Here is a 21,971-nt window from a genome sequence, read left to right as displayed (position 1 = left end):
CGAATGCGGATATTTCATTTCTTCCTGATGACAATCGCGGCGCTATGTACGTTTTCGTCCATTTCAGCCTCTGCGCAGTCACGCATGCTGCACGTTCCCGCTACGTTGGTCGCTGAAAGCGATGCACCCGCGCCGGGTCAGTCGGTAACGCTTGCTTTTGTCATGAAGCCGCATCCTGGTTGGCACGGTTATTGGGAAAATCCCGGCGATGCGGGCAAGGGGATGACGCTCAAATGGGATGTGCCGCCGGGTGTGAAGGTAGGCGCATTGCGCTATCCCGTGCCAGAAACGCTGCTTCTCTCTGGCCTGATGAACTATGTGTATGAGGGTGATTATGCGCTGCTGGTGACGCTGGACCTGCCGCAAACCCTGCGTGCGGGCGACGTGCTGCCTGTCAGGGTGCGTGCCGACTGGCTTTCCTGCACGCGGGAAATATGCGTACCAGAGGGCGACGATCTGGCGCTTGATCTCCGCATTGGGGACGGTGGGGTCGATGCAAACAAACGTGCGGAGTTTGACAAGTTTCGCGCGCATTTGCCACGGCCACTCGCTGCCGAAGGGCGATTTGCGCTTGCGGGCGAGCGCATCCGGTTGGCGATTCCATTCCCAAAGACGGCTGCGATCGCCGCACCCTATTTCTTTCCCCTGACCGAAAACGCAATTGCTTATGCCAGTCCGCAATCGGTGACGCGGAATGGCGATTGGCTGATTGTCGAAACCAACGCTGGCGGATCGCCGCCCCAAGCATTGCGTGGGCTGATCAAGACTGGCGAACATCGCGGCTTTACGCTGACCGCCGTGCCGGGGCCAGTTCCGCAGGCGGGCGTGCCTGTCGCTCAGGAGGTGGTGACGAGCGCCGATGTTGAGCGGTCTGCCGTTGGCGCTGGCGCGATTGCGGCGGCATTGGCCAGTGCGCTTCTGGGCGGGCTGTTGCTCAATATCATGCCATGCGTATTCCCGATCCTGAGCCTCAAGGCTATGAAGCTGGCAAAAGCAGGTGGCAATGAAGCCGTGGTTCGGCGGGATGCGCTTGCCTATATGGCAGGCGCGATCCTGACATGCGTGATGCTGGGCGGACTGTTGCTTGCCTTGCGCGCGGGCGGCGCTGCGGTGGGTTGGGCCTTTCAGTTGCAGGACCCGCGGATCATCCTGCTGCTGCTCGTCCTGATTACCGCTATTGCGTTCAATTTTGCCGGACTGTTTGAATTGGGTAGTATCGACGCCGGTAGCAGCTTTGCAGAAAAAGGCGGTGCCGCAGGCTCCTTCTGGACCGGCGCGCTGGCAGCCTTTGTCGCCACGCCCTGCACCGGGCCGTTCATGGGAGCGGCATTGGGCGCAGCGCTGGTATTGCCCGCGCTGTTGGCGCTGGCAATTTTTGCCGGTTTGGGTCTTGGACTGGCTTTGCCTTTCCTGCTGATCGCCTTCATTCCCGCCCTGCGCAGGCGCCTGCCCAGGCCTGGGCCATGGATGGGAACTTTGCGGCGCATATTGGCAGTGCCCATGTTCGCTACCGCGCTGGCGTTGGTCTGGCTGTTGGGGCGTCAGTCGGGCATAGCGGGCATGACCATTGGTCTTGGCGTGGCGGCCGTTGCCGGTTTGCTGTTCTGGTGGATCGGTGCACGGCAGGCGCATGGGCGCAGGGGTGCGTTTCTCCTCAGCCTTGCCATCGTTGTCGCCATGGTGGGCGGTATCATGTTGCTTTCGACGGAGAGCGGATCGGCTATTGAACCGAAGCAGAAGCTGGTTATCGGCGAACCGTTCAGCGAAACCAGACTTGCGGCCCTGCGCGCGGAGGGCCGCCCGGTCTTCCTCTATTTCACCGCCGACTGGTGTCTTACATGCAAGGTCAATGAGGCCGCAGCCATTGACCGTGAAGAAGTACGGGCAGCATTTGGCAAGGCGAATGTCGCAACCTTGGTTGGCGACTGGACCAATGCCGATCCAGAGATCAGCCGCTTTCTGGAAAGGCACGGCCGATCAGGCGTCCCGCTCTATCTCTGGTACGCGCCGGACGGCGAGATGCGAGTGCTGCCTCAGGTCCTTTCGCCATCGCTGCTCGTGTCGCTGGCCAAGGAGTGAGCCATGGCGAAAAAAAGAGCTGATCAGTTGCTGGTCGATCGCGGCCTCGTGGAAAGCCGCACGCGCGCCCAGGCGATGATTCTTGCCGGTCTCGTCTATTCGGGTGATCGCAAGATTGAAAAGGCCGGGCAGCAAATGGCTGAGGAAGCGGCGATCGACGTGCGTGGGCGCGACCACCCTTGGGTATCGCGCGGCGGCATAAAGCTTGCCCATGCCATCGATCATTTCGGCTGGGATGTGACTGGCGCGGTGGCGATGGACGTGGGCAGTTCCACCGGCGGCTTTACCGATGTTCTCCTGACCAAGGGCGCTGCGCGCGTTTACGCAGTGGACAGCGGCACCAACCAACTCGCCTGGAAGCTGCGACAGGACCCGCGGGTCATGGTGCATGAACAAACCAGTGCGCGGATTTTGACGACGCAGCATATCATCGAACCGATTGATCTGATCGTTTGTGATGCCAGTTTCATATCATTGTGCAAGGTCCTGGAAAGACCGATGTCCTTTGCAAGTCCTGCCGCTCGCCTGATTGCACTCATCAAGCCGCAGTTCGAGGCTGGCCGGGATGAAGTCGGCAAGGGTGGGGTGGTTCGCGACCCGGTTGTTCATAGCCGCGTTTGCGCTGAGGTCCGCGACTGGTTAACCGAAAAGGGCTGGGATGTTGTTGATGTCGTGCAAAGCCCGATTACCGGGCCCGAAGGCAATCTGGAGTTCCTGATCGCCGCCACGAAGGGACGTTGATACAATTGCTGTGCCGAAGAGCGACAGAAGCCTGTTCCTCGTCCTTATTCGCGGCTTGCGGGGCGCAGGGTTTCGCCGCACAAGCTATGCTGGGAACTTGACGCAGCGCTTGCCACGCCGGAACCTGCGGAGTGATTCGAATCGATAGGGGGAAATCGGCCGATGAATCAGATAGCCTCTAAAGGGCAGTTGCGGATGTCCTATTTGCGGTGGGCGCTGTTTACGGTTCCTTTGATCCTGTTTCTTGGGATCGCATCGGGCCGAATAGCGGGCAGCGGTTATGGAAATCGCTGGTTCGCATCGCTGGCCAAACCTGAATTGATGCCGCCGGGATGGGTGTTTGGTGCCGTCTGGCCCATTCTTTACCTGCTGCTTGGGTTTGCAATAGCGATGATCCTGCATGCACGCGGCGCACCAATGCGTGGGCTGGCTATCATATTGTTCGTGGTTCAGCTGATTTTGAATTTGATCTGGTCGCCTTTGTTTTTTGCCGCGCACCAGGTGACCAATGCATTCTATCTGGTGCTTGGCATAGCGGGTCTGACCGTTCTTACCATCATTCTGTTTGCGATGATCCGAAAGGCGGCAGCTCTCTTGTTGTTGCCATATCTGCTCTGGCTCGGTTTCGCGGCGTATCTGACGTATGAAATCGATCTGCTTAATCCTGCCGCCGAGACACTTGTTGCACCCGCCATGCGTACCCAGATATAGAACCTTCTTTCCTTGAAGCGCTATTGAGGCTGGACATGCAAACTGAGAACCGAATTTTCGACGATCTTGCCAAGCTGATCAATGGAGCTGCCGGTACACTCGCGGGCATGGGACGAGAGGCAGAGGCCGCCACGCGTGAGCGCGCGAAGGAATGGATAGGTGGGCTGGATTTTGTCAGCCGCGATGAATTCGAAGCCGTGAAAGAGATGGCTGCGAAGGCTCGCGAGGAGGTCGAGGTGCTGAAAGCACGTCTCGATGCATTGGAAGGCAAGGCCGCACCTCGCAAACCCGCCACCAGGAAAACACCGCCAAAAAAGACCGCGTGATGAGATTTTAAGATGCTGGATTGAGAGCGAACATTCGATTCATCCACAGCTTATCCACATATCTACTCACATTGCGGACTGCTCCCCTGCCGCAGAACTGTGCATTGATTGCTGACCCTGCTATTGTCGGCATCTCGCAGGAAGAAAGTTGATGATGCAAAGCGACGAATTTGAAAGCGAACGCGACGAAGCGGCTCCGATTGATATGCTGGCCGCTTATTATGAAGCGCATGGCTGGTCATTCGAACATGTAGGGGAAGATGAGATCGTCGCCACCACCCAGGGCAGCTGGGCGCAATATGAATTGCGCGCTATCTGGCGCGAACAGGATCAGGTGCTGCAACTTCTCGCTTTGCCCGACATTCGCGTGGCCGATGAAAAGCGTCCCGCTATTTACGAAACGCTGGGTCTCATCAACGAACAGCTCTGGTTGGGGCATTTCGAACTCTGGTCGAACAGCGGGCTGATCCTGTTCCGCAACGGCGTTCTGCTTGGATCAGGTGAGACGCTAAGTCTGGAACAGGCGCAAACCCTGGTGGAAACAGCATTGGATGAATGCGAACGTTTTTATCCGGTGTTTCAGTTTGTCCTGTGGGGTGGCAAGAATCCTCAGGAAGCGATTTCGGCATCGCTTATTGAAACCCGGGGCGAGGCCTGAATAGACGCATGGCAATCTATCATTTTCCCGACACGCTTTTTCTCGCCGGTTGCGGTAACATGGCTGGCCCGATGCTCACGCGCTGGCTTGAATGCGGCCTCGATCCGGCTCGGGTAACGGTGTACAGGCCCAGCGCCGCACCGGTCGCTGATGGTGTGCGCGTAACGGCGCAATGGCCTGAAAGCTTGCCCGACGGCACCATGGTCCTGCTGGGTATGAAGCCTTATCAACTTGGCGATGTTGCACGACATATCACATCGATCGACGGTTCGGACTTCCGTCTCGTTTCGATTCTTGCCGGTACTGGCATGCAATCCCTGCGCGCCAACTTTCCCCATTTCGACAATATCGTTCGTGTCATGCCCAATACGCCCGTCGGCGTGGGGCAGGGCGTGTGCGCCCTTTACGCGGATGAGCGCACCAGTGCCGCCGTTCGCGATGAGGTGCAGGCATTGATGCAGCCGCTTGGGCTTGCCGAATGGATCGCGGACGAAGGGCAGTTCAACCTTGTCACGGCGCTGTCAGGCTGTGGTCCAGCCTATGTTTTTCGTTTCATTGATGCGCTTGCCGGCGCGGCCGCGCGATTGGGCCTGCCTGCCGATCAGGCCGCCCGGCTGGCTCTCGCCACCGTTCGCGGCGCGTCTACTTTGGCCATCAGCGCCGATGTTGCACCCGGTGTGCTTGCCGACCGAGTCGCCAGTCCCGGGGGGATGACACGACAGGGTTTGAACGTTCTGGACAAGGACGAACATTTGCTGAACCTTCTTACCGAAACACTGCGCGCAGCTCGTGATCGCGGGGAGGAAATGGAGAAGGAAGTGTAGCGGCCTGGTGCTGGCAAGCCTGTCAATCGCGTCGCTGAAGCGCAGCCACCATGCCATGAACTTCCGGCGGGATCAGCCCCTCCAGCACGCGCCAGAACCCGGTGACGGAACCCTGTCCCGCCTGCGCATAGGCCGCTGACATCTTTTTGCGCAGTTCACGAAACAGCGAAGCTTCCAATTGCGCGCCCTGATCTGTCAGGCGCAGAAGTTTTTGCCGCCGGTCGCGGATTCCCGGCCGGGTTTCAATATATCCACGCTCGATCAAGTCATTCAGCACTCGCCCCAATGACTGTTTCGTAATAGCGAGCAGTTTAAGCAATTCGCTGACTGTCAGGTCCGGTTGGCGGGAAATGAAATATAGCGCCCGATGATGCGCACGCCCAAGCCCCTGTGTCGCAAGGGCGTCATCGATCGCCCTCGTCATGTTGGTATAGCCAAAGTACAACAGTTCGACGCCCCGCCGGATTTCATCCTCACGTAAAAACAGTGGTGAAGCGTTGGGGGTTTGAACAGTCATTTCGGCTTGCATGCCTCGTTCGGAATAGATGACGACATTAATGGGCGGTAGAATGTTGCAACGCAACAGCCTTGTGGAATTCCGCCGCGTCTCCAGCACGATTAAGGGCACCGCACGGTTGCGCCGGTTCAGTTACTGCCCCGAACATTATTGATGGAAAAGGGGTAAAAAGCCCTTTCCCGCAGGCGCGTCTTGAGTATAAGGGCGCCTCTTCGATGGGCCGGATTGGCCAGCCGGAAAAGTTGGGGCGTCGCCAAGCGGTAAGGCAGCGGCTTTTGATGCCGCCATACGCAGGTTCGAATCCTGCCGCCCCAGCCAAACTCTCGTTTCGCGAGATTTCAGATCAGCGCCGTCCGGCGTGCCCGTAACATTACGTAGTGCCGTAAATGCGCTTCCGGATAGTATGTTGGTCCTGTCAAACAGCGTGGCCTCGCGGCAGCGCCCCGCAACGGAAAGTCCAAGGAGTCCATATTATGAAAGGGTTCGTCGACAACATCGAAAGGCTGACGGAGGAGAACAATGATTTCCGCCGGGTGCTCTATACAGGACACAACCTCCAGCTCGTGCTCATGTCCATCGATCCGGGCGATGAGATCGGCGAGGAAGTCCACGATGATCGTGATCAGTTCTTTCGCATTGAGGGCGGTGAAGGCGAAATCTGGATCGATGGGGTGTGCAACAAGGTGAAGGCAGACGATGGCGTCATCGTCCCTCAGGGCGCGCGACACAATGTGATCAGTACGGGCAGCGCGCCGCTTCGGCTCTATACGATCTACGGTCCGCCAGAACATATCGACGGAACGGTTCACCGAACATGCGCCGAAGCGAATGCCAGCCATGAGCATTTCGACGGCCGCACAACGGAGTGATGAGCCAAGGAGCGCCAGCGACGACAGGCACTTGAGATCCGACAGCCTCCATCATGCTTGGATTGAAGTGAAGGCGGTCGAGCTCATGGCCGGGTGGCTGTGTTGGGTGGTGTGATCGAGTGACCGAACTTGCGGGCGTCACGGACCAGTCGGATAACCTCTTCGTCGCTGGTCTGGTCAAACTCGGCATAATGCATCCCTACAGCATGGAAGGGGTAGGGTTGTGCCAGAGAGACGATCTCATCGCATTCGGAAGCAAGGGCCGCCAGTCCCTCGGCTGGGGCAACGGGAACGGCCAGCACCAGACGAGCCGGGTGCACTTTGCGCAAGCCCTTGAGCGCCGCTTTGACGGTGCCCCCGGTTGCAATGCCGTCATCGACGACAATCACCGTGCGACCCGTTACCGCGATTGGCGTTGCGTCACCAAGATAGATGTGCCGTCGCCGCTCGATCTCGGCGAGTTGCCGGCGCATTTCGGACTTGATGTAATTGGGGCTGGGGGCGAGTTGCCGAACAATATCTTCATTGAGCACAAGCTGGGGATCGGCGCCATCGACCACTGCGCCTATACCTAATTCCTCATAGCCCGGTGCGCCGAGTTTGCGTACAAACAGCAGATCGAGTTCGGCGCCGAGCGCTTGAGCAACCTCAAAAGCCACTGGCACGCCACCCCGTGGCAGTGCAAGGACAACCGGATGGACCCGGGCAAAATGCATGAGCCGTGCCGCCAGACGCTGGCCGGCCTCACGTCTGTCCTGAAATTCGGGATGACCGCGGATCATGACGGTAACTCCTCATATGACCTGATCGAAATGCGCGACAAACCAACGGGCAGCTTGATCGATCCCCTGGTCCGGCATGCCGGGTTTCTCAAACGGATGCATCGGATCATCACTTGAGGCCGAGCGCATCGTCATAATCCAAACGGCCAGGTTTCAGGTGCGCCATGTGGTCGCTCGTGGCCCAGCGGCGTGACTGCCCTGGTCTGATCGAACCAGACCCATGCGTCGAACTGCTCGCCCAGCACAGCCTCGAAATAATGGCTGAGGCGCTCGGTCTCGGGCCGATAGACAACGCCGATGGCGCGTTCAAGCAATGGTGTGCGCAGTATATGTGCCAATTCGCGGCGATCATGCGTGCGCCATTGGGTAAGCGAGCGCGCTAGGCCGGTCCGCCGGAAAGCCTCTTCATAGCTGTCAGGCCTTGCGGGTCGCACGGTCTTGACCTGCATGTCCGCGCCCCAATCGCTTGCTGCAGCAACAGTTCCTGTATTGGTGCCGAAGCCGATAAGGACAGCATCATCGCCATAGGCCGTCCGGCAGAGTTCGCCGATATTGAATTCGCCCTGCCAGCCCATGGCCGTCGCGGCGGCGTTGCCAACATGGCTGTTGTGCGCCCAGACAATGGCCTTGGCGCCGTCACCGCGATGTGCCAGCAATGCTTGCAGCGTCTCGAACATATGACGATCGCGCAGGTTCCAGCTTTCGGTTGAACTGCGATACATCGCCCGGTAATACCGTTCCGCAGCCCGCACGATGCGGGCATTCTGGATCGCATCGAACCAGGCTTCACCATCTTGCCCCAGATATTCAAGGCGATGCGTGAGCAGCGCGCGGAGCTGATTGACGGCCTGATCTTCGCAATCGGGTCGGCCGCCATGAACAACCGCGCGGCCATAATGGGCGGGTTCGTCCTGCCAGGGCGTCAGGCAGCCGTAACGATGACGCGCCTCCGTCGCCGCATCGGGGTCCACCGTGTCGAGATAGGCCAATACAGCGTGCATGGACTCGCTGAGACTGTAGACATCCAGGCCGTGGAAAGAGGCGCGACTGTTTTCGGGCAGTGCGGCGTTGTGACCGCGCAGCCAGTCCGCGAACTCCAGCACCTCGACATTGCGCCACATCCAGGTGGGAAAGCGGACAAAGCTGTCCCCACGCCGGGGACGAGGTGCCTGATGCCGGACATAATCATCAATTTGCGCCGCATCGGGCCAGTCGGCCTCGACCGCCACGATCGTGAAGCCACGATGCTCGATCAACCGACGTGTAATCGCGGCCCGCGCGCGATAGAATTCCGAGGTGCCGTGAGTGGCTTCGCCAAGAAGTACAACGCGTGCATCGCCGAAGCGATCAAAAAAGGCTCCGAACGCCTCTGTCTGATCGGGCGAGGGGAGGGGTTCGGCATGGCGTTTCAGCGCGTCAATCAAAGCGACGGGGACCTCGCCACTGATCCTATTGTGCAGGCCCTGATCCACCATCATAACCTCTCCGCTTTTCGTTATCGCGCAGCACTGATTCAAGATAAGACCCGTTGGAGCTTTTTACAGGGGTAAGCTGACGCCGGCCTCGCTCACGGCCAGAAACTCTGATAGCAAAGAAACAAATAAAGAAAAAACGTGGTCCAGCACCGACGGGCCAGGGAAATCTTATCGGTATTAGATTGCATTCTGAATTGCTTGATCCACTTGATGCTTGGATAAACGGTCTACCTGAGCCCAAGCCATCGCGGGCTGAGACAATCCGGATATTGATGAGGATGGCGATTGAGGAGCTGCATTCATCGAGCTGACAGCGTCAAGATGACGCTAGCGATGTGGGCCAATTAGAATATGATGACCAGTAAGGACGGTTGAGACCAACGGGCCGATGACAACGGAGTTTTATTCTGTTTGGCGGCTACTTATTCGCTACCTAGCTCTTAAATAGAACTCCGAAATATCAGTTAAGTCATTGAAAATATGGTGCCGCTTATCCGACTCGAACGGATGACCTACTGATTACAAATCAGTTGCTCTACCAGCTGAGCTAAAGCGGCCTGCACAGGGTCTGTTTGCGCCCTTTACAGTCATAATACCCCAAAGGTCCAGCCCTCTGTTCGCGCAATTTCGGCTGTCATGGATTCAGGCGACCAATATTGCGGATTGGGCGCATGGCGACGTAACCAGGCGGCTGTCAGAATTGCATCGGTGGCGTGGTCGTCATAGCTGGCGAGCGGCGTGTGGCGGGCGCTTCCGAAGGCCGCCAGGGCAGCGTCCAGCATTGCCGCTTCACGGATTTTGGAGCGGCCCTTGGGACGGCCTGCCGCGCGTGCGGCGATGCTGGTATAGATTTCAACAATGGCTGAACCTGCATCGGGTACTGGATCAAATGGCCAGACGGGCAGGTGCTGCCCAAGGCGGTGGAGCAATCGCATTCCGGCAAAGCTCGCCTTGGCGACCTGTGCCGCACCAATGGCATCATAAACGGTGGAAGGCTTGCCCCCGCCGCCAGCATTATAATGGGCCTCGCAGCGGCGCAGATGCATATAGTCGGCTTTCACGCCATCCGCCTTGCCGAAATAAAAGTGGCGTCGATGATGCTGTTCCAGCAAACTGGCGGCGCCAAGATCCTCGTCCTGGCAAATGCGGTCAACATAATCCCAGAAACTACGTGCGTCCTTCGGCGTGGCGTCGCCGGGAAGATAGGCTTTCCGTTCGACACAGGGCGGCGCGAAGCTGAAGTCGAAACCGAAAAGGGTTGGGGATGTCCGGCCTTGTGCAATGACCCAGTCGGCTATGGCTTGCCGGGACCAATATTTTCCCGGCGGCGCGACAATTTCCGGCGGGGCGGCGCCCGATGTGCATATTGCGACCGCAATTCCCTTGTGCTTGGATCCCTTTGCCCCGGACCAGTCAATCGCGACGAAGTGGGAAAAACGGTTATTCGTTGGCATTTCGTTTCTTGCGCAGATCGTCCCACCAGGCAATCCGCTCCGCTATCCGTTTTTCAAAGCCGCGGTCGGTGGGGCGATAGAATGTGGCAGGCGCCATGTCTTCGGGCCAGTAATTATCCCCGGAAAAGCCCTCTTCCGCATTATGGTCATAGGTGTAATCCTTGCCATAGCCGATGTCTTTCATCAGCTTGGTCGGGGCGTTGAGGATATTCTGCGGGGGCATCAACGATCCGGTGTCGCGCGCGGATTTCCAGGCTGCCGATTGTGCCTTGTAAGCGGCGTTGGATTTGGGCGCGGTGGCGCAATAAAGGCAGGCTTGAACAATGGCGAGCTCACCCTCCGGACTACCCAGGAAATCGTAGCTGTCCTTGGCGGCAAGGCATTGAATCAGGGCTTGTGGGTCGGCAAGGCCAATGTCCTCGCTGGCGAAGCGGACGAGGCGGCGCAGGACATAGAGCGGCTGTTCGCCCGCAACCAGCATACGGGCGAGATAGTAGAGCGCGGCCTGTGGGTCGGAACCGCGCAGCGATTTGTGGAGAGCAGAGATGAGGTTGTAATGTCCCTCCCGATCCTTGTCATAGACCGCGACACGGCGGTGGAGCAGGGCGGAAAGACCGGCGGGGTCGAGCGGATCCTCGATGTCCACCGAATAGAGGGTTTCGGCCTGATTGAGCAGGAAGCGGCCATCGCCGTCCGCGCTGGCGATCAGGGCGTCGCGGGCTTGCTCTGTCAGGGGTAACGGACGTCCGGTCAGCGCTTCGGCACGGTCAAGGAGTTGTTCCAGGGCGTGACTGTCGAGGCGATGCAGAATAAGCACCTGCGCGCGCGAAAGGAGCGCAGCATTAAGTTCAAAGCTGGGATTTTCGGTCGTCGCGCCGACCAACGTGACCGTACCATCCTCGACATAGGGCAGAAATCCGTCCTGCTGGGCGCGGTTGAAGCGGTGAATTTCGTCTACAAAAAGCAAGGTTTTTTGCCCTATGCGGACGTGTTCGCGGGCGGCGGCAAAAACTTTTTTCAGATCCGCGACACCGGAGAACACTGCCGAAATCGCTTCAAACCGCAGGCCCACCGCATTGGCGAGTAAGCGGGAGATGGTCGTCTTGCCGGTGCCGGGCGGCCCCCAGAAAATGATTGAACTGAGCCGGCCCGCCGCAACCATGCGGCCGATTGCGCCCTCGGGACCGGTCAGATGTTCTTGCCCTACAACTTCGGACAGGTCCTTTGGTCGTAAACGATCAGCCAGCGGCGCATCTTCGGATCGCTTGGCCGCTGGTTCGGGCGCTATACTTTCATCGCTGCCGAACAGATCAGTCATGACATCTAGGGTACAGGACTATGTGCTGGCGGGCCAGAGCCTGCACTGCGTTGATGGACGACACGCAAATAGGTGTCTGCCAGTACGTGATTGACCTGATCCCAGCCATGTTGGTCGGCGCGTTGGCGGCCTGCGGCACCTGCGGCGGCACGATGTTCGCCATCCTCGCAATAAAGCTGGAGCGCGCTGGCAAACTGGCTGATGGCGCCGGGACGGATCAACCGGCCAGTGACGCCGTCGCACACGAGGCTTTCGCTGCCTGTAGCTTTGGCCGCGACGACGGGGAGATTGCAGGCCATCGCCTCCAATGTGACATTGCCGAAGGTTTCGGTGACCGATGGATTGAACAGCATGTCCATCGATGCCACCGCCCGCCCAAGCTCCGGTCCGGTCCGAAAACCCAGGAAAACGCCAGAAGGCAAGCGATTGGCAAACCATTCGCGTGCCGGTCCGTCACCGACGACCAGTACCCGATGGCGAACGCCAGCTGCGATCAGGCGATCGATGCTGTCGGAAAAGACGTCCAGACCCTTTTCCATGACCAACCGTCCAATGAAACCTATGACCGGTTCGTCGTCCGCAATGCCATGGCCGCGCCGCAAGTCCATATCACGGCGACCGGGGTTGAAGATGTCCTGATCGATACCGCGTGACCAGATGCCGACATTATAGCTCATCCGTTGGTCGCGTAGCAGTTGCGCCATGCTCTCCGATGGCGCGACGATTGCGTCGCAGCGGCGATAGAAGCGGCGGAGCATGGCTTCAATCACTGGTTCCAGAAAGGCGAGGCCATAATAGCGCGGATAGGTTTCAAAACGGGTGTGGACCGACGCCACCGCAGGCAGGCGATTTCTGCGGGCAAAGCTGACGGCGGCATGGCCGAGCGGGTCGGGACTGGACACGTGGATCAGATTGGGCGCAAAGCGTTCGATATCACGCCTGACCGCGCCTGACATACGGTAAGGGATGCGATATTCGCTGCGTCCGGGAAAGGCGAGTGATGGCGTGCCGACCAGATCGCCAGTCGCCGGGAATGCCGGTTTGTCAATGACTGGCGAATAGACGCGCACCTGTGCACCCTGGCGCAACAAATAGCCGACCAGCCGATTCAGAGCCTGGTTGGCGCCGTCGCGCACATAATTATAGTTGCCGCTGAACAGCGCGATGCGAAGACCCGTAATATCCATCCCGCTCCCATTAGAAGCGAAACCGGGCAAGGACAAGAAAGGGGTTGGCGAGGGGGCGCATCTGTCAGGTCATTGTGGCAAAAGAAGCGCAAATACAAAATCAACGCAACACGATTTTACAGCACATATTTGCTCAGGTCCGTGTCGCGGGCGACTTCCGCCAGTTGAGTATCGACGTAGGCAGCGTCGACAGTGAAGGTTTCGCCCTTGCGGTTTTCTGCGTCGAAACTGATGTCTTCAAGCAGTTTTTCCATCACCGTTTGCAACCGTCGGGCGCCAATGTTTTCCACCTGACCATTTACCTCCGCCGCGATTCTGGCGATGGCACGAATGGCATCCGCGTTGATGTCGACTATGACCTCTTCTGTCGCCAGCAAGGCTTTGTATTGTTCAGGCAAGCTGGCCTTGGTTTCACTCAGGATTGCAACGAAGTCCTCTTCGGTGAGCGCTTTCAGTTCGACCCGGATGGGCAGGCGGCCCTGTAATTCAGGCAGAAGATCGCTCGGTTTTGCAATGTGGAATGCGCCCGATGCAATGAACAGGATGTGGTCGGTCTTCAGGGGGCCATATTTGGTGGAAACGGTCGTCCCTTCAATGAGCGGCAACAGGTCGCGCTGCACGCCTTCGCGGCTGACTGATCCGCCGCGCACATCGCTGACCGCGATCTTGTCGATTTCGTCCAGAAATACGATGCCGTTCTGTTCAGCATCCGTGATGGCGGTACGCGTGACATCGTCCTGGTCCAGACGCTTGTCCTGTTCCTCCTCGACCAGCTTGTCCCAGGCATCGGCAACCCGCATCTTGCGGCGCTTTTTCTGGGATTGGCCGAACGCCTTGCTCATCATGTCAGACAGGTTGATCATGCCGACCTGACCACCCATGCCGGGAATTTCCATCGGCATGGTCGGGCTGTCTTCCACCTCGACCTCCACCTCAATATCGTTCATCGCATTCTCTTCGATGCGCTTGCGAAAGGACAGACGGGTCGCCTCGCTGGCCTCCTTGCCGGTCAGTGCATCGAGCAGGCGCTGCATTGCCGCCTCTGACGCTGCCTCCCTTACGGCTTCGCGACGGCGGTCGCGTTCCAGGCGCACGGCTTCTTCGACCAGGTCACGGACGATCTGTTCGACGTCGCGTCCAACATAGCCGACTTCGGTAAATTTGGTCGCTTCAACTTTCACAAAGGGTGCGTCGGCAAGCTTGGCCAGGCGGCGCGATATTTCGGTCTTGCCGCATCCGGTGGGGCCGATCATCAGAATGTTTTTCGGCGTAACCTCATCCCGTAGCGCTTCGGGCAAATGCTGCCGCCGCCAGCGGTTACGCAAAGCCACGGCAACCGCACGCTTGGCCTCCTGCTGGCCTATGATATGTTCATCAAGGGCCGCAACAATGGCTTTCGGGGTCAGGGCGTCGTTCATGGTCTTCCTTATCTGTTCGTCCGGGACGATGGACGTTGATGCTCTCCGACCTGTCATGAGGGTACAGGACAGGATAAAGAGGCAAATGAAATCAGCTTGCGCTTTCCAACGTTTCGATTGTCAGCTGGTCATTGGTATAGACGCAGATATTCGCGGCGACCGCCATGGCTTTGCGGGCCAATGTTTCGGCATCCGATTCATATTCCATCAGAGCCCGCGCGGCGGCCAAGGCAAAATTGCCGCCTGAACCGATCGCCGCAATGCCATCGACAGGCTCCAGCACATCACCGTTGCCCGTGATGATCAAGGTAATGTCCTTGTCCGCCACGGCCATCATCGCTTCCAGATTGCGCAGATATTTGTCCGTGCGCCAGTCTTTGGCCAATTCCACCGCCGCGCGCATTAACTGGCCACCATGGCGTTCCAGCTTGCCCTCCAGCCTCTCAAACAATGTGAAGGCGTCGGCCGTGGCACCCGCGAAACCACCGATTACCGACCCATCGTGCAGGCGGCGTACTTTCTTCGCATTGGGTTTCATGACCGTCTGGCCCATGGATACCTGGCCATCGCCAGCGACAATGACTTTTCCATTCTTGCGAACCGACAGGATGGTTGTGCCGTGCCAGACGGGCGGGCCGTTTCGTTCATTTTCGTTCATGTCCCGCATATGGGATACAGGGGCCATGACTGCAAGATGGCTCGGGGCAGGGGCGCTGGCGGGCGCTGGGGGTGTTGTATGGGAGAATTTAAGGTTATATGTCTAAAGTTTAACGCCCTCATAAAGGGCGATGGGGACGCGTGAGGTGAGAAGGCCTATGCCCGCCTGGATGGCGAATATTCAGCAATGAAGGCGCATGAAAAGACACGGGAGTTGCGGACCCGCCGCCTGCTCAAGGCCCAGATTATGTCTGAGCGTCTGGGTTCCACCAGCATCGTGATTCGCAACATTTCATCCGGCGGGCTCGGCGCAAAGTGCGATGATGTGTTGATAAAGGGAGAAGAGGTTGCGGTCCTGCTTGCCAATATAGGAGCGATCGATGCCACCGTGATGTGGGTAAGAGACGGCGCGTTCGGTCTGCAGTTTCATGAAAAGATAGATCCGGAGAATGCTTTGGCAGTATCGACCGAGCGGGCGGTGAAACCCTATGAGGTGCCAAGTTATTTCCGACCCGTTATCACGACTTATCGGCCCGGATTTAAACGAAAAAAATAGCATGCAGGTTAAAGGCCGGGCTACGCCCTTTGAATGAGAGCGTAACCCGGCCTTTCTCGCGCACGAGGTTCCTGACCTGGGGAACCTTGACGCGCCATACCCTATCTGGAACTATTCCGGTTGTTCCGAATGTCACCGGACTTCATTCCCAATGCGTCCCAAGGGCCTTCCCGGCCAGCATGTGCCGGAAGAGATGATGAGACCATCATAGCCGTAAGCACGTCACCAACAGGTTGGTGGATGTGGTGAACTTTCCATTTCCGTGATGCGTAAACGGATGCTGAATGGACGAGCGGATCTATTCAAGGGGAACAGGGACGTAGGCTGGATCGTTGATTCCACAGCCACGGAAAGGACCCCATTGATGCAAGAGAAAAACAGCAAGAACCGGCCCAAAAAGGCTGGTGAGCTTATGACCCAAGAGGAAGAGTTGGAAGAAGGTCTGATCGAATCGATGGATGCATCAGATCCGCCCAGCACCGCGCGCAAGGGCGATGACGGCCAACCCGCGCCTTCGTCCGGCTACCGAAAGGAAGATTGGGAAGACGAAGAGGATGAAAAAGAAGAGAAACCATGAATTTAAACAGCTTCATGCCTTGCCGTTATCAGCTATAGTGATCTCGTCGGGCCATTTTTATGTTGCGGTGCACAAAAAAATCTGGTCGGATATGAACGTCGACCGAACAGATCCTTAAGCATTCGGTAACCATATGGGGCGCATGTTCGGTTGTCAGACATGATAGTGTCGGAGGCAAGAGCATGGGCATTAGTGCAAGACCTGCGGACGGGGAAATAACCCTATCGGAAATACGCGAATTCGCGAGCTTTCCGGCCGGTACGCAGCGTTACATCAGACGGTCCCTGGATGTGGGACTACACCGGCAGGACGCTTTGACAATCTGGTCACGCGACATTGTGGAGGCAGCGAGCATCCGAGCGCAATCGCGCATGTATGATCGGCTGGACTTCATCAAGTCACTTGTCCCTGATGATAGCGGCCTGGATCAGGTTGAACCGTTTATGGCGCCATTGGTGACGCTGTCGGCGTTCGATCTGGGCCAGGACAGGCTGGAAAGTTTCAGTTCCTACCGCTTTCTGTACGAACGGCTGATCGGGGCGGGGGCAAGGCCATGGCTGCCGGGTGCATTTTGTGCAGCAGCAAGTCTGCCGCATCTGCATCCTGAAAAGCGGCGTTTGCTGTTGCAATCGATCAGCGAAGCGGCGGCGACTGCTGCGGGCTGGTCCAACCGCGAACCGAGCTTTTACCCCGAGTGGGTGGAAAAGGTCGACACGACCAAACAAGCGAACTGACGCTTTATGAACTGACGCCGCCGGGGGAGGGATATCGGCGGCGACAGGGCAGGGTCTGATAGCGTCTTTCCGATGCCTATTTTGCGCCCATGAAACCACGGGCAAGACCATGATATAGTCGTTCCCTACAGACAAGCTGAGCGCTGCCATCCGCAATCAGGGCCGCGCCAAGCAGGGGCAGCATGAAGCCCCGGCTACCAGAAGTTTCCGCGATGATGATGACGGCGGTCAACGGCGCGCGAACAACACCTGTGAAATATGCCACCATGCCAAGCAATACCACCGCGCTTGCCTGCTCATCTGGAAACAGCCAGTGCAATATATTGCCGAACCCCGCCCCGGTCGCCAGCGAGGGCGCAAATATGCCTCCGGGCAGGCCCGAAATACTGGTGACGATTGTGGAAACGAACTTGGCCGGACCGAACCATAACGGCGCGTCAAGACCGGTGATGATACTGCTTGCCGCAGCATAGCTGGTTCCCCAGGTCATGCCGGTGAGGACACCTATGATGGCAACAACCACTCCACAATAAAGGGCGAACAGGATCGGGCGATCACGCCGAAAATCAGTCAGCCGATTGCGGCTATAGGTCACCGCAAGCAACAGGCGGGCGAAAAGGCCGCCGCTGAGTCCACCCAGGAAACCGGCAATGAGCGCAATCTTTATGGCCGAACTGGTGGTGAGATGCGCGTTCACAAACCCGAAATAAACGTAATTGCCGGATAGGCCGAGCGTCACCATCCCCGAAATGATGACCGCAGTGATTACGAGCAGAGTCATGCGTTGTTCATAGGCTGCCGCCAGTTCCTCGATCGCGAAGGTAACGCCTGCAAGCGGTGTGTTGAAAGCAGCAGCAACCCCGGCGGCACCGCCCGCGATCATGACCGAGGCGCGCAGCGGAACTCGCAACAGGCGATGGGATGCGGCGAGGATCGCGGCGCTGATCTGCACAGTCGGCCCTTCGCGCCCGACCGATGCCCCGACAAGCAGCCCTGTGACAGTCAACACGCATTTGAGCGCCGCCGTCCGCAGATGCACCAGCTTGTGATGGGCGTTGGCCGGATCCTTGGTCGCTGCGATGATTTGCGGAATACCCGAACCCGCAGCCAACGGGGCATAACGCCGGGTGATCCAGACTATCAGGGCAAAGCCTATGGGGGTAATGAGCAGCGGCGCGTAGCGACTATGTGCCGCCAGTTCCTCAAATGCCTCACTGGCAAGATCGGCCGCCCATGCGAAGGCGAGAGCGACGAGACCGACAATAACCGCTCCGCCAATCAGGGCTAACCGACGACGGAAGATGAGCGAGGTTGGACCAGTATGCCGGATGAGCGCGCGAACGCGCCTTGCCGACCAGCGCTTCATGTCCGCGTTCCTGCAATGGTTTCATTGCGGCGGTATCGGAAATACCAGACTTCATGACCTTTGCGCCGCGCCTTTGCCTCGTAGCGCGTTTCCGGCCAACCGCCGGGGCGGGTGAGAAAATTCTTTGGACTTTCCACCAGCCAGTCGAAGTCGCGGCGTTGGTTCATGATCATCATTGCCCAACGACAATAGACCGGGTGATCGGTGCCGAAGCGAAATTCACCGCCCGGCTTCAGCTTGGCTGCAATCATATCGATGGGGCCGTGATTCATCATGCGTCGCTTCGCGTGGCGCGCCTTTGGCCAAGGGTCGGGATGAAGCAGATAGACGAAGCTCAACGTCCCATCGGGAACGCGGCTGAGAACGTCCAGCGCATTGCCCATGTGCAGGCGAATATTGGGCAGATGGTCGTCACGAATATGCTGCAACGCGCCCACGACTCCGTTCAGAAATGGCTCGCAGCCGATAAAGCCATGATCGGGCAGAAGGTCGGCGCGATAGGCGAGATGTTCGCCTGATCCAAAGCCGATTTCGAAATGCAGCGGGCGATCATCGCCAAACAACGCATGCGATGTAATCGGACCGTCTTCGGGCACCTCGATCTGTGGCAGCAACTCTTCAAGCAGTTGCGCCTGACCGGCGCGGAGCTTGTGACCCTGACGGCGGCCATAGAGGCGATTTAAAGTAACGGGATCGGACATGCCTGCCTGCTACCCAAAGGGGGAGGCGAGGGCTAGGGGGAATTCCAGTTTTTGAGCCTTTGCATATCGTCAATATGCAGAGAGAAGCTGTTCCCCGTAGCATGAAACGCAGGTGACATGACCCGGCCAGTTGGCCAGCTATGCGTTGATCAAAAGGCTTGCTTCAGTGCATCGACCAGATCGGTCTTTTCCCAGGTGAAAAAATCGCCATTCGCCACCCGCCCGAAATGACCATAAGCGGCGGTTGGTTGATAGATCGGCTTGTTGAGTGACAGATGCGTGCGGATACCGCGCGGGGTCAGGCGGACGAGTTCCGGCAGGACTGCCTCTATCCTTGCCTCATCGACCGTGCCGGTTCCGTGGGTGTTGATATAAAGGGACAATGGTTCGGCAATGCCGATGGCGTAGGATAGCTGTATGGTGCAGCGCTGGGCAAGGCCCGCCGCGACCACATTCTTTGCCAGATACCGGCTGACATAGGCGGCGGAACGATCGACTTTGGTCGGGTCCTTGCCGGAAAATGCGCCGCCACCATGGGGCGCAGCGCCGCCATAGGTGTCGACGATGATCTTGCGACCGGTCAGGCCTGCGTCACCATCCGGCCCGCCAATTTCGAACAGGCCGGTGGGGTTTATGTATATATTGTCATTCGCAGGCATCCAGCCTTTGGGGAGAAGGTCAGTCATGACGCCCAGTGCATAGTCCCGTAACATCGCCTGACCTTCGCCATTGCTGAGGATGGCGCTATGCTGGGTCGAAACGACAAGAGCCGTCGCACGGACAGGCTTGCCATTTTCGAACGCGAGCGTCACCTGGCTCTTGGCATCGGGCTCAAGGAAATCGACAACCTTGTTGTGACGGTCGGATGCCATTTTTTCCAGGATCTTGTGCGAATAATAGAGCGTTGCCGGCATCAGGCCGGGGGTTTCGTCACAGGCGTATCCGAACATGATGCCCTGATCGCCCGCGCCCTCATCCTTGTTACCGCTGGCATCGACGCCCTGCGCGATATGGGCGGACTGGCCGTGAAGATAGTTTGAGAATTCCGCAGTTTCCCAGTGGAAACCTTCCTGTTCGTAACCGATGCGCTTTACGGTTGCCCGGGCGGCCTTTTCAATTTCGGCCTTGCCCTGGTTGGTCAGTTCACCATCGCCTGTAATGAAGTTACGGTCCGAACAACGCACTTCGCCCGCCAACACGATCCGGTTGGTGGTGGTCAGTGTTTCACATGCAACGCGCGCTTCGGGGTCCTTGGACAGGAACAGATCGACAATGGCGTCGCTGATCTGGTCCGATACCTTGTCCGGGTGGCCTTCGGAGACGGATTCGGATGTGAAGAGATAGGAACTGCGCATGGTACTCCCGTAATTTCCCGCGGTTTCAGATATTCCACCGGAAAGGGGAACATCCCTTATATAAAGAATTCCTTATATCGTTTAGCGGCTCCATCGGCGCATGGCAATGGCGACGCAGAATATAAGCAATGCAAAGAGAAATCCGGCGATATTGCCCACTTGCGAAAATGGTGTCGGCGGCAGTTTTCCCGGTAGAAAAGCATCGATATAGCCCGCCTGCTGATGGGGCAGGCTGTCGAGCAGAGTCCCATCGGCCGCTACGACGGCGGAAATACCGGTGGGGGTCGAACGCAAAATCGGTACGCCTTCCTCCAGGGCGCGCAATCGGGCCTGTGCCAGATGTTGCGGTGGTCCCCAGCTTCCAAACCAGGCATCATTCGATGGATTGAAAACAAAATCCGGGCGATCCTTTTCCTCCATCACGTGCCCCGAAAAAATGATCTCATAGCAGATTTGCACACCCATTTTCAGGGCTGGGCGGTCGCCTGCCGCCGGAAGCGGCAAAGTCTGCGGCCCAGGTCCGGGCCAGAAATCCACATCCCCCGGCACAAGGCGTGAAAGACCCAGCGGCTTGAGGATCGACCGCATGGGAAGATATTCACCGAAGGGTACCAGATGCGCCTTGTCATAGCGAGCGACAAGGCGCGAATCCGGCGTAAGCACCCACAGGCTGTTATTGGCGGCTGTCAGGGTATTGGCCTGGTAAACGCCTTTATTCTCAAGCTGATAATATAGTTTCAGTCCGCCGGTCATCAACAGATGGCGGGGACCCAATAGTCCTGCAAGCCGGTCGCGCCACTCCGGCTCCATGTCCAATATGGCGGGGATGGCGGCTTCGGGCCAGAACAGGAGGCGCGGCTTTACCGAAGGCAAGCCTGAAAGCTGGGCGAGCTTGCGGAAATTATTCTCCTCCTGCCCCGCAACATGTTTATCCTGCTGCCCTATATTGGGTTGCACGATACGGATAGGCACATCCGTGCGGGGTGGTGGTGCGGCGGGACGCAGAAAGTGAGCGGCACTCATGGCAATGGCGAGGGTAAGCGCGCTCACGGCTGCATATCGCCTGTAGTCCGGTGCGATGCTCAGATACAGGGTGCCTGCCACGAGCATGGTTAGGCCGGAAAGTCCGTATGTGCCGATCCAGCGGGCGCTGTCCAATGGAAGCGAGGCGATCCAGACCACGCCCAGCGGGTTCCAGGCAAAGCCGGTGAACATATTGGCGCGCAGCCATTCCGTCACGATCCAGGCGACGGCAAACAAAAGGACGAGTTGTCGTTTTTCCTGCCGTCCATATTTCCATGCTAGCCCGGCCGCCATGGCCGGGTAAATCGCCAGATACAATGAGAGCAGAACCACCGCGCCATAGCCGAACCAATGGGGCATTGCGTCCTGAAAGGTAAAGGCGTGTGCGATCCAGTTCAGCCCAACGGTAAACTGCCCGGCACCAAACCACCAACCGCGAGCAAGCGCGCTGCCAAGGCGGGAGGCATTGCCAACCAACGCGATCAGCAGTGCAAGGCAAAGGATCGTGACCGGCCATAGCCCCAATGGCGCAAATCCGACTGCGGAGAAAAGGCCCAGAGCAAGGGCGGCGATGTTGGAATGACGCATGAGCACGAGTGCTGCTATTGCCTGCTTTTGTTGTGGTTTCAACTGCGTCATGAAA

At 58.1% G+C, this 21,971-nt stretch carries 22 protein-coding genes and 2 tRNA genes; 11 read left to right on the top strand and 13 right to left on the bottom strand.

Annotation, left to right across the window (positions count from 1 at the left end; all coding sequences use genetic code 11):
* Positions 1-3 precede the first annotated feature (3 nt).
* The 6 genes from L3X40_RS10310 (at position 4) to L3X40_RS10285 (ending at position 5,339) form a co-directional block, all read left to right on the top strand.
* Entirely contained in the window at positions 4-2,079 is a 2,076-nt protein-coding gene (locus L3X40_RS10310; RefSeq protein WP_237365562.1) for a protein-disulfide reductase DsbD family protein, read from the top strand.
* Between the two features lie 3 nt (positions 2,080-2,082).
* Positions 2,083-2,820, top strand: a complete 738-nt coding sequence (locus L3X40_RS10305; RefSeq protein WP_237365561.1) for a TlyA family RNA methyltransferase — start codon at positions 2,083-2,085, stop codon at positions 2,818-2,820.
* 162 nt (positions 2,821-2,982) lie between these two features.
* Positions 2,983-3,531 (top strand): TspO/MBR family protein, encoded by a 549-nt coding sequence (locus L3X40_RS10300; RefSeq protein WP_237365560.1) that lies wholly within the window; start codon positions 2,983-2,985, stop codon positions 3,529-3,531.
* A gap of 35 nt (positions 3,532-3,566) precedes the next feature.
* Positions 3,567-3,857 (top strand): accessory factor UbiK family protein, encoded by a 291-nt coding sequence (locus tag L3X40_RS10295; protein ID WP_237365559.1) that lies wholly within the window; start codon positions 3,567-3,569, stop codon positions 3,855-3,857.
* Between the two features lie 151 nt (positions 3,858-4,008).
* Positions 4,009-4,515 carry a YbjN domain-containing protein gene (locus tag L3X40_RS10290; protein ID WP_237365558.1) on the top strand — a complete coding sequence of 169 codons (507 nt, stop codon included), beginning with the start codon at positions 4,009-4,011 and terminating at the stop codon, positions 4,513-4,515.
* An 8-nt stretch (positions 4,516-4,523) separates the two neighbouring features.
* A complete protein-coding gene (locus tag L3X40_RS10285) occupies positions 4,524-5,339 on the top strand; it encodes a pyrroline-5-carboxylate reductase family protein (RefSeq protein ID WP_237365557.1) in 816 nt (271 codons plus the stop codon).
* Between the two features lie 22 nt (positions 5,340-5,361).
* On the opposite strand, the gene L3X40_RS10280 is transcribed toward L3X40_RS10285, so the two are convergent.
* Positions 5,362-5,856 carry a MarR family winged helix-turn-helix transcriptional regulator gene (locus tag L3X40_RS10280; protein ID WP_237365556.1) on the bottom strand — a complete coding sequence of 165 codons (495 nt, stop codon included), beginning with the start codon at positions 5,854-5,856 and terminating at the stop codon, positions 5,362-5,364.
* Positions 5,857-6,099: 243 nt separating this feature from the next.
* On the opposite strand from L3X40_RS10280, the gene L3X40_RS10275 reads away from it, so the two are divergent.
* Both L3X40_RS10275 and L3X40_RS10270 read left to right on the top strand, forming a co-directional pair.
* Positions 6,100-6,174 (top strand) — tRNA-Gln (locus tag L3X40_RS10275).
* 155 nt (positions 6,175-6,329) lie between these two features.
* Positions 6,330-6,725 carry a cupin domain-containing protein gene (locus L3X40_RS10270; protein WP_237365555.1) on the top strand — a complete coding sequence of 132 codons (396 nt, stop codon included), beginning with the start codon at positions 6,330-6,332 and terminating at the stop codon, positions 6,723-6,725.
* An 83-nt stretch (positions 6,726-6,808) separates the two neighbouring features.
* Here the strand turns inward: L3X40_RS10270 and L3X40_RS10265 are convergent, their stop codons facing one another.
* From L3X40_RS10265 to hslV, 8 genes are all read right to left on the bottom strand, one after another.
* Positions 6,809-7,507 carry a phosphoribosyltransferase gene (locus tag L3X40_RS10265; RefSeq protein ID WP_237365554.1) on the bottom strand — a complete coding sequence of 233 codons (699 nt, stop codon included), beginning with the start codon at positions 7,505-7,507 and terminating at the stop codon, positions 6,809-6,811.
* 131 nt (positions 7,508-7,638) lie between these two features.
* Positions 7,639-8,985: an erythromycin esterase family protein gene (locus L3X40_RS10260; protein ID WP_237365553.1), complete on the bottom strand. Its 1,347-nt coding sequence runs from the start codon at positions 8,983-8,985 to the stop codon at positions 7,639-7,641.
* Positions 8,986-9,463: 478 nt separating this feature from the next.
* Positions 9,464-9,539 (bottom strand) — tRNA-Thr (locus L3X40_RS10255).
* A 30-nt stretch (positions 9,540-9,569) separates the two neighbouring features.
* Complete coding sequence (locus L3X40_RS10250) at positions 9,570-10,436, bottom strand: hypothetical protein (protein WP_237365552.1); 867 nt, start codon at positions 10,434-10,436, stop codon at positions 9,570-9,572.
* Positions 10,423-11,754 carry a replication-associated recombination protein A gene (locus tag L3X40_RS10245; RefSeq protein ID WP_237365551.1) on the bottom strand — a complete coding sequence of 444 codons (1,332 nt, stop codon included), beginning with the start codon at positions 11,752-11,754 and terminating at the stop codon, positions 10,423-10,425. The genes L3X40_RS10250 and L3X40_RS10245 overlap by 14 nt, the downstream gene beginning before the upstream one ends.
* A 5-nt stretch (positions 11,755-11,759) precedes the next feature.
* Entirely contained in the window at positions 11,760-12,941 is a 1,182-nt protein-coding gene (locus tag L3X40_RS10240; protein WP_237365550.1) for a glycosyltransferase family 4 protein, read from the bottom strand.
* A gap of 116 nt (positions 12,942-13,057) precedes the next feature.
* On the bottom strand, positions 13,058-14,359 hold the full coding sequence (hslU, locus tag L3X40_RS10235; RefSeq protein ID WP_237365549.1) for an ATP-dependent protease ATPase subunit HslU: 1,302 nt from the start codon (positions 14,357-14,359) through the stop codon (positions 13,058-13,060).
* A gap of 91 nt (positions 14,360-14,450) precedes the next feature.
* Positions 14,451-15,017: an ATP-dependent protease subunit HslV gene (gene hslV, locus L3X40_RS10230; protein ID WP_237365548.1), complete on the bottom strand. Its 567-nt coding sequence runs from the start codon at positions 15,015-15,017 to the stop codon at positions 14,451-14,453.
* Between the two features lie 186 nt (positions 15,018-15,203).
* Here hslV and L3X40_RS10225 point away from each other — a divergent pair, with 186 nt between their 5' ends.
* The 3 genes from L3X40_RS10225 to L3X40_RS10215 all read left to right on the top strand — a co-directional run bounded on the left by L3X40_RS10225 (position 15,204) and on the right by L3X40_RS10215 (position 16,883).
* Complete coding sequence (locus L3X40_RS10225; RefSeq protein ID WP_237365547.1) at positions 15,204-15,572, top strand: PilZ domain-containing protein; 369 nt, start codon at positions 15,204-15,206, stop codon at positions 15,570-15,572.
* Positions 15,573-15,936: 364 nt separating this feature from the next.
* The gene (locus L3X40_RS10220) at positions 15,937-16,149 is read left to right on the top strand and encodes a hypothetical protein (RefSeq protein WP_237365546.1); all 213 of its coding nucleotides are present in this window, start codon (positions 15,937-15,939) and stop codon (positions 16,147-16,149) included.
* Positions 16,150-16,331: 182 nt separating this feature from the next.
* Positions 16,332-16,883: a hypothetical protein gene (locus L3X40_RS10215; protein WP_237365545.1), complete on the top strand. Its 552-nt coding sequence runs from the start codon at positions 16,332-16,334 to the stop codon at positions 16,881-16,883.
* Between the two features lie 76 nt (positions 16,884-16,959).
* On the opposite strand, the gene L3X40_RS10210 is transcribed toward L3X40_RS10215, so the two are convergent.
* The 4 genes from L3X40_RS10210 to lnt form a co-directional block, all read right to left on the bottom strand.
* Positions 16,960-18,249: a chloride channel protein gene (locus tag L3X40_RS10210; protein WP_237365544.1), complete on the bottom strand. Its 1,290-nt coding sequence runs from the start codon at positions 18,247-18,249 to the stop codon at positions 16,960-16,962.
* Positions 18,246-18,950, bottom strand: a complete 705-nt coding sequence (trmB, locus tag L3X40_RS10205; protein ID WP_237365543.1) for a tRNA (guanine(46)-N(7))-methyltransferase TrmB — start codon at positions 18,948-18,950, stop codon at positions 18,246-18,248. The genes L3X40_RS10210 and trmB overlap by 4 nt, the downstream gene beginning before the upstream one ends.
* A gap of 149 nt (positions 18,951-19,099) precedes the next feature.
* Entirely contained in the window at positions 19,100-20,305 is a 1,206-nt protein-coding gene (gene metK / locus L3X40_RS10200) for a methionine adenosyltransferase (protein ID WP_237365542.1), read from the bottom strand.
* A gap of 81 nt (positions 20,306-20,386) precedes the next feature.
* Positions 20,387-21,967 (bottom strand): apolipoprotein N-acyltransferase, encoded by a 1,581-nt coding sequence (gene lnt / locus L3X40_RS10195; protein ID WP_237365541.1) that lies wholly within the window; start codon positions 21,965-21,967, stop codon positions 20,387-20,389.
* Between the last annotated feature and the right edge of the window lie 4 nt (positions 21,968-21,971).

The organism is Rhizorhapis sp. SPR117, assembly GCF_021742065.1.
This window is presented reverse-complemented; position numbering and strand designations above follow the sequence as displayed.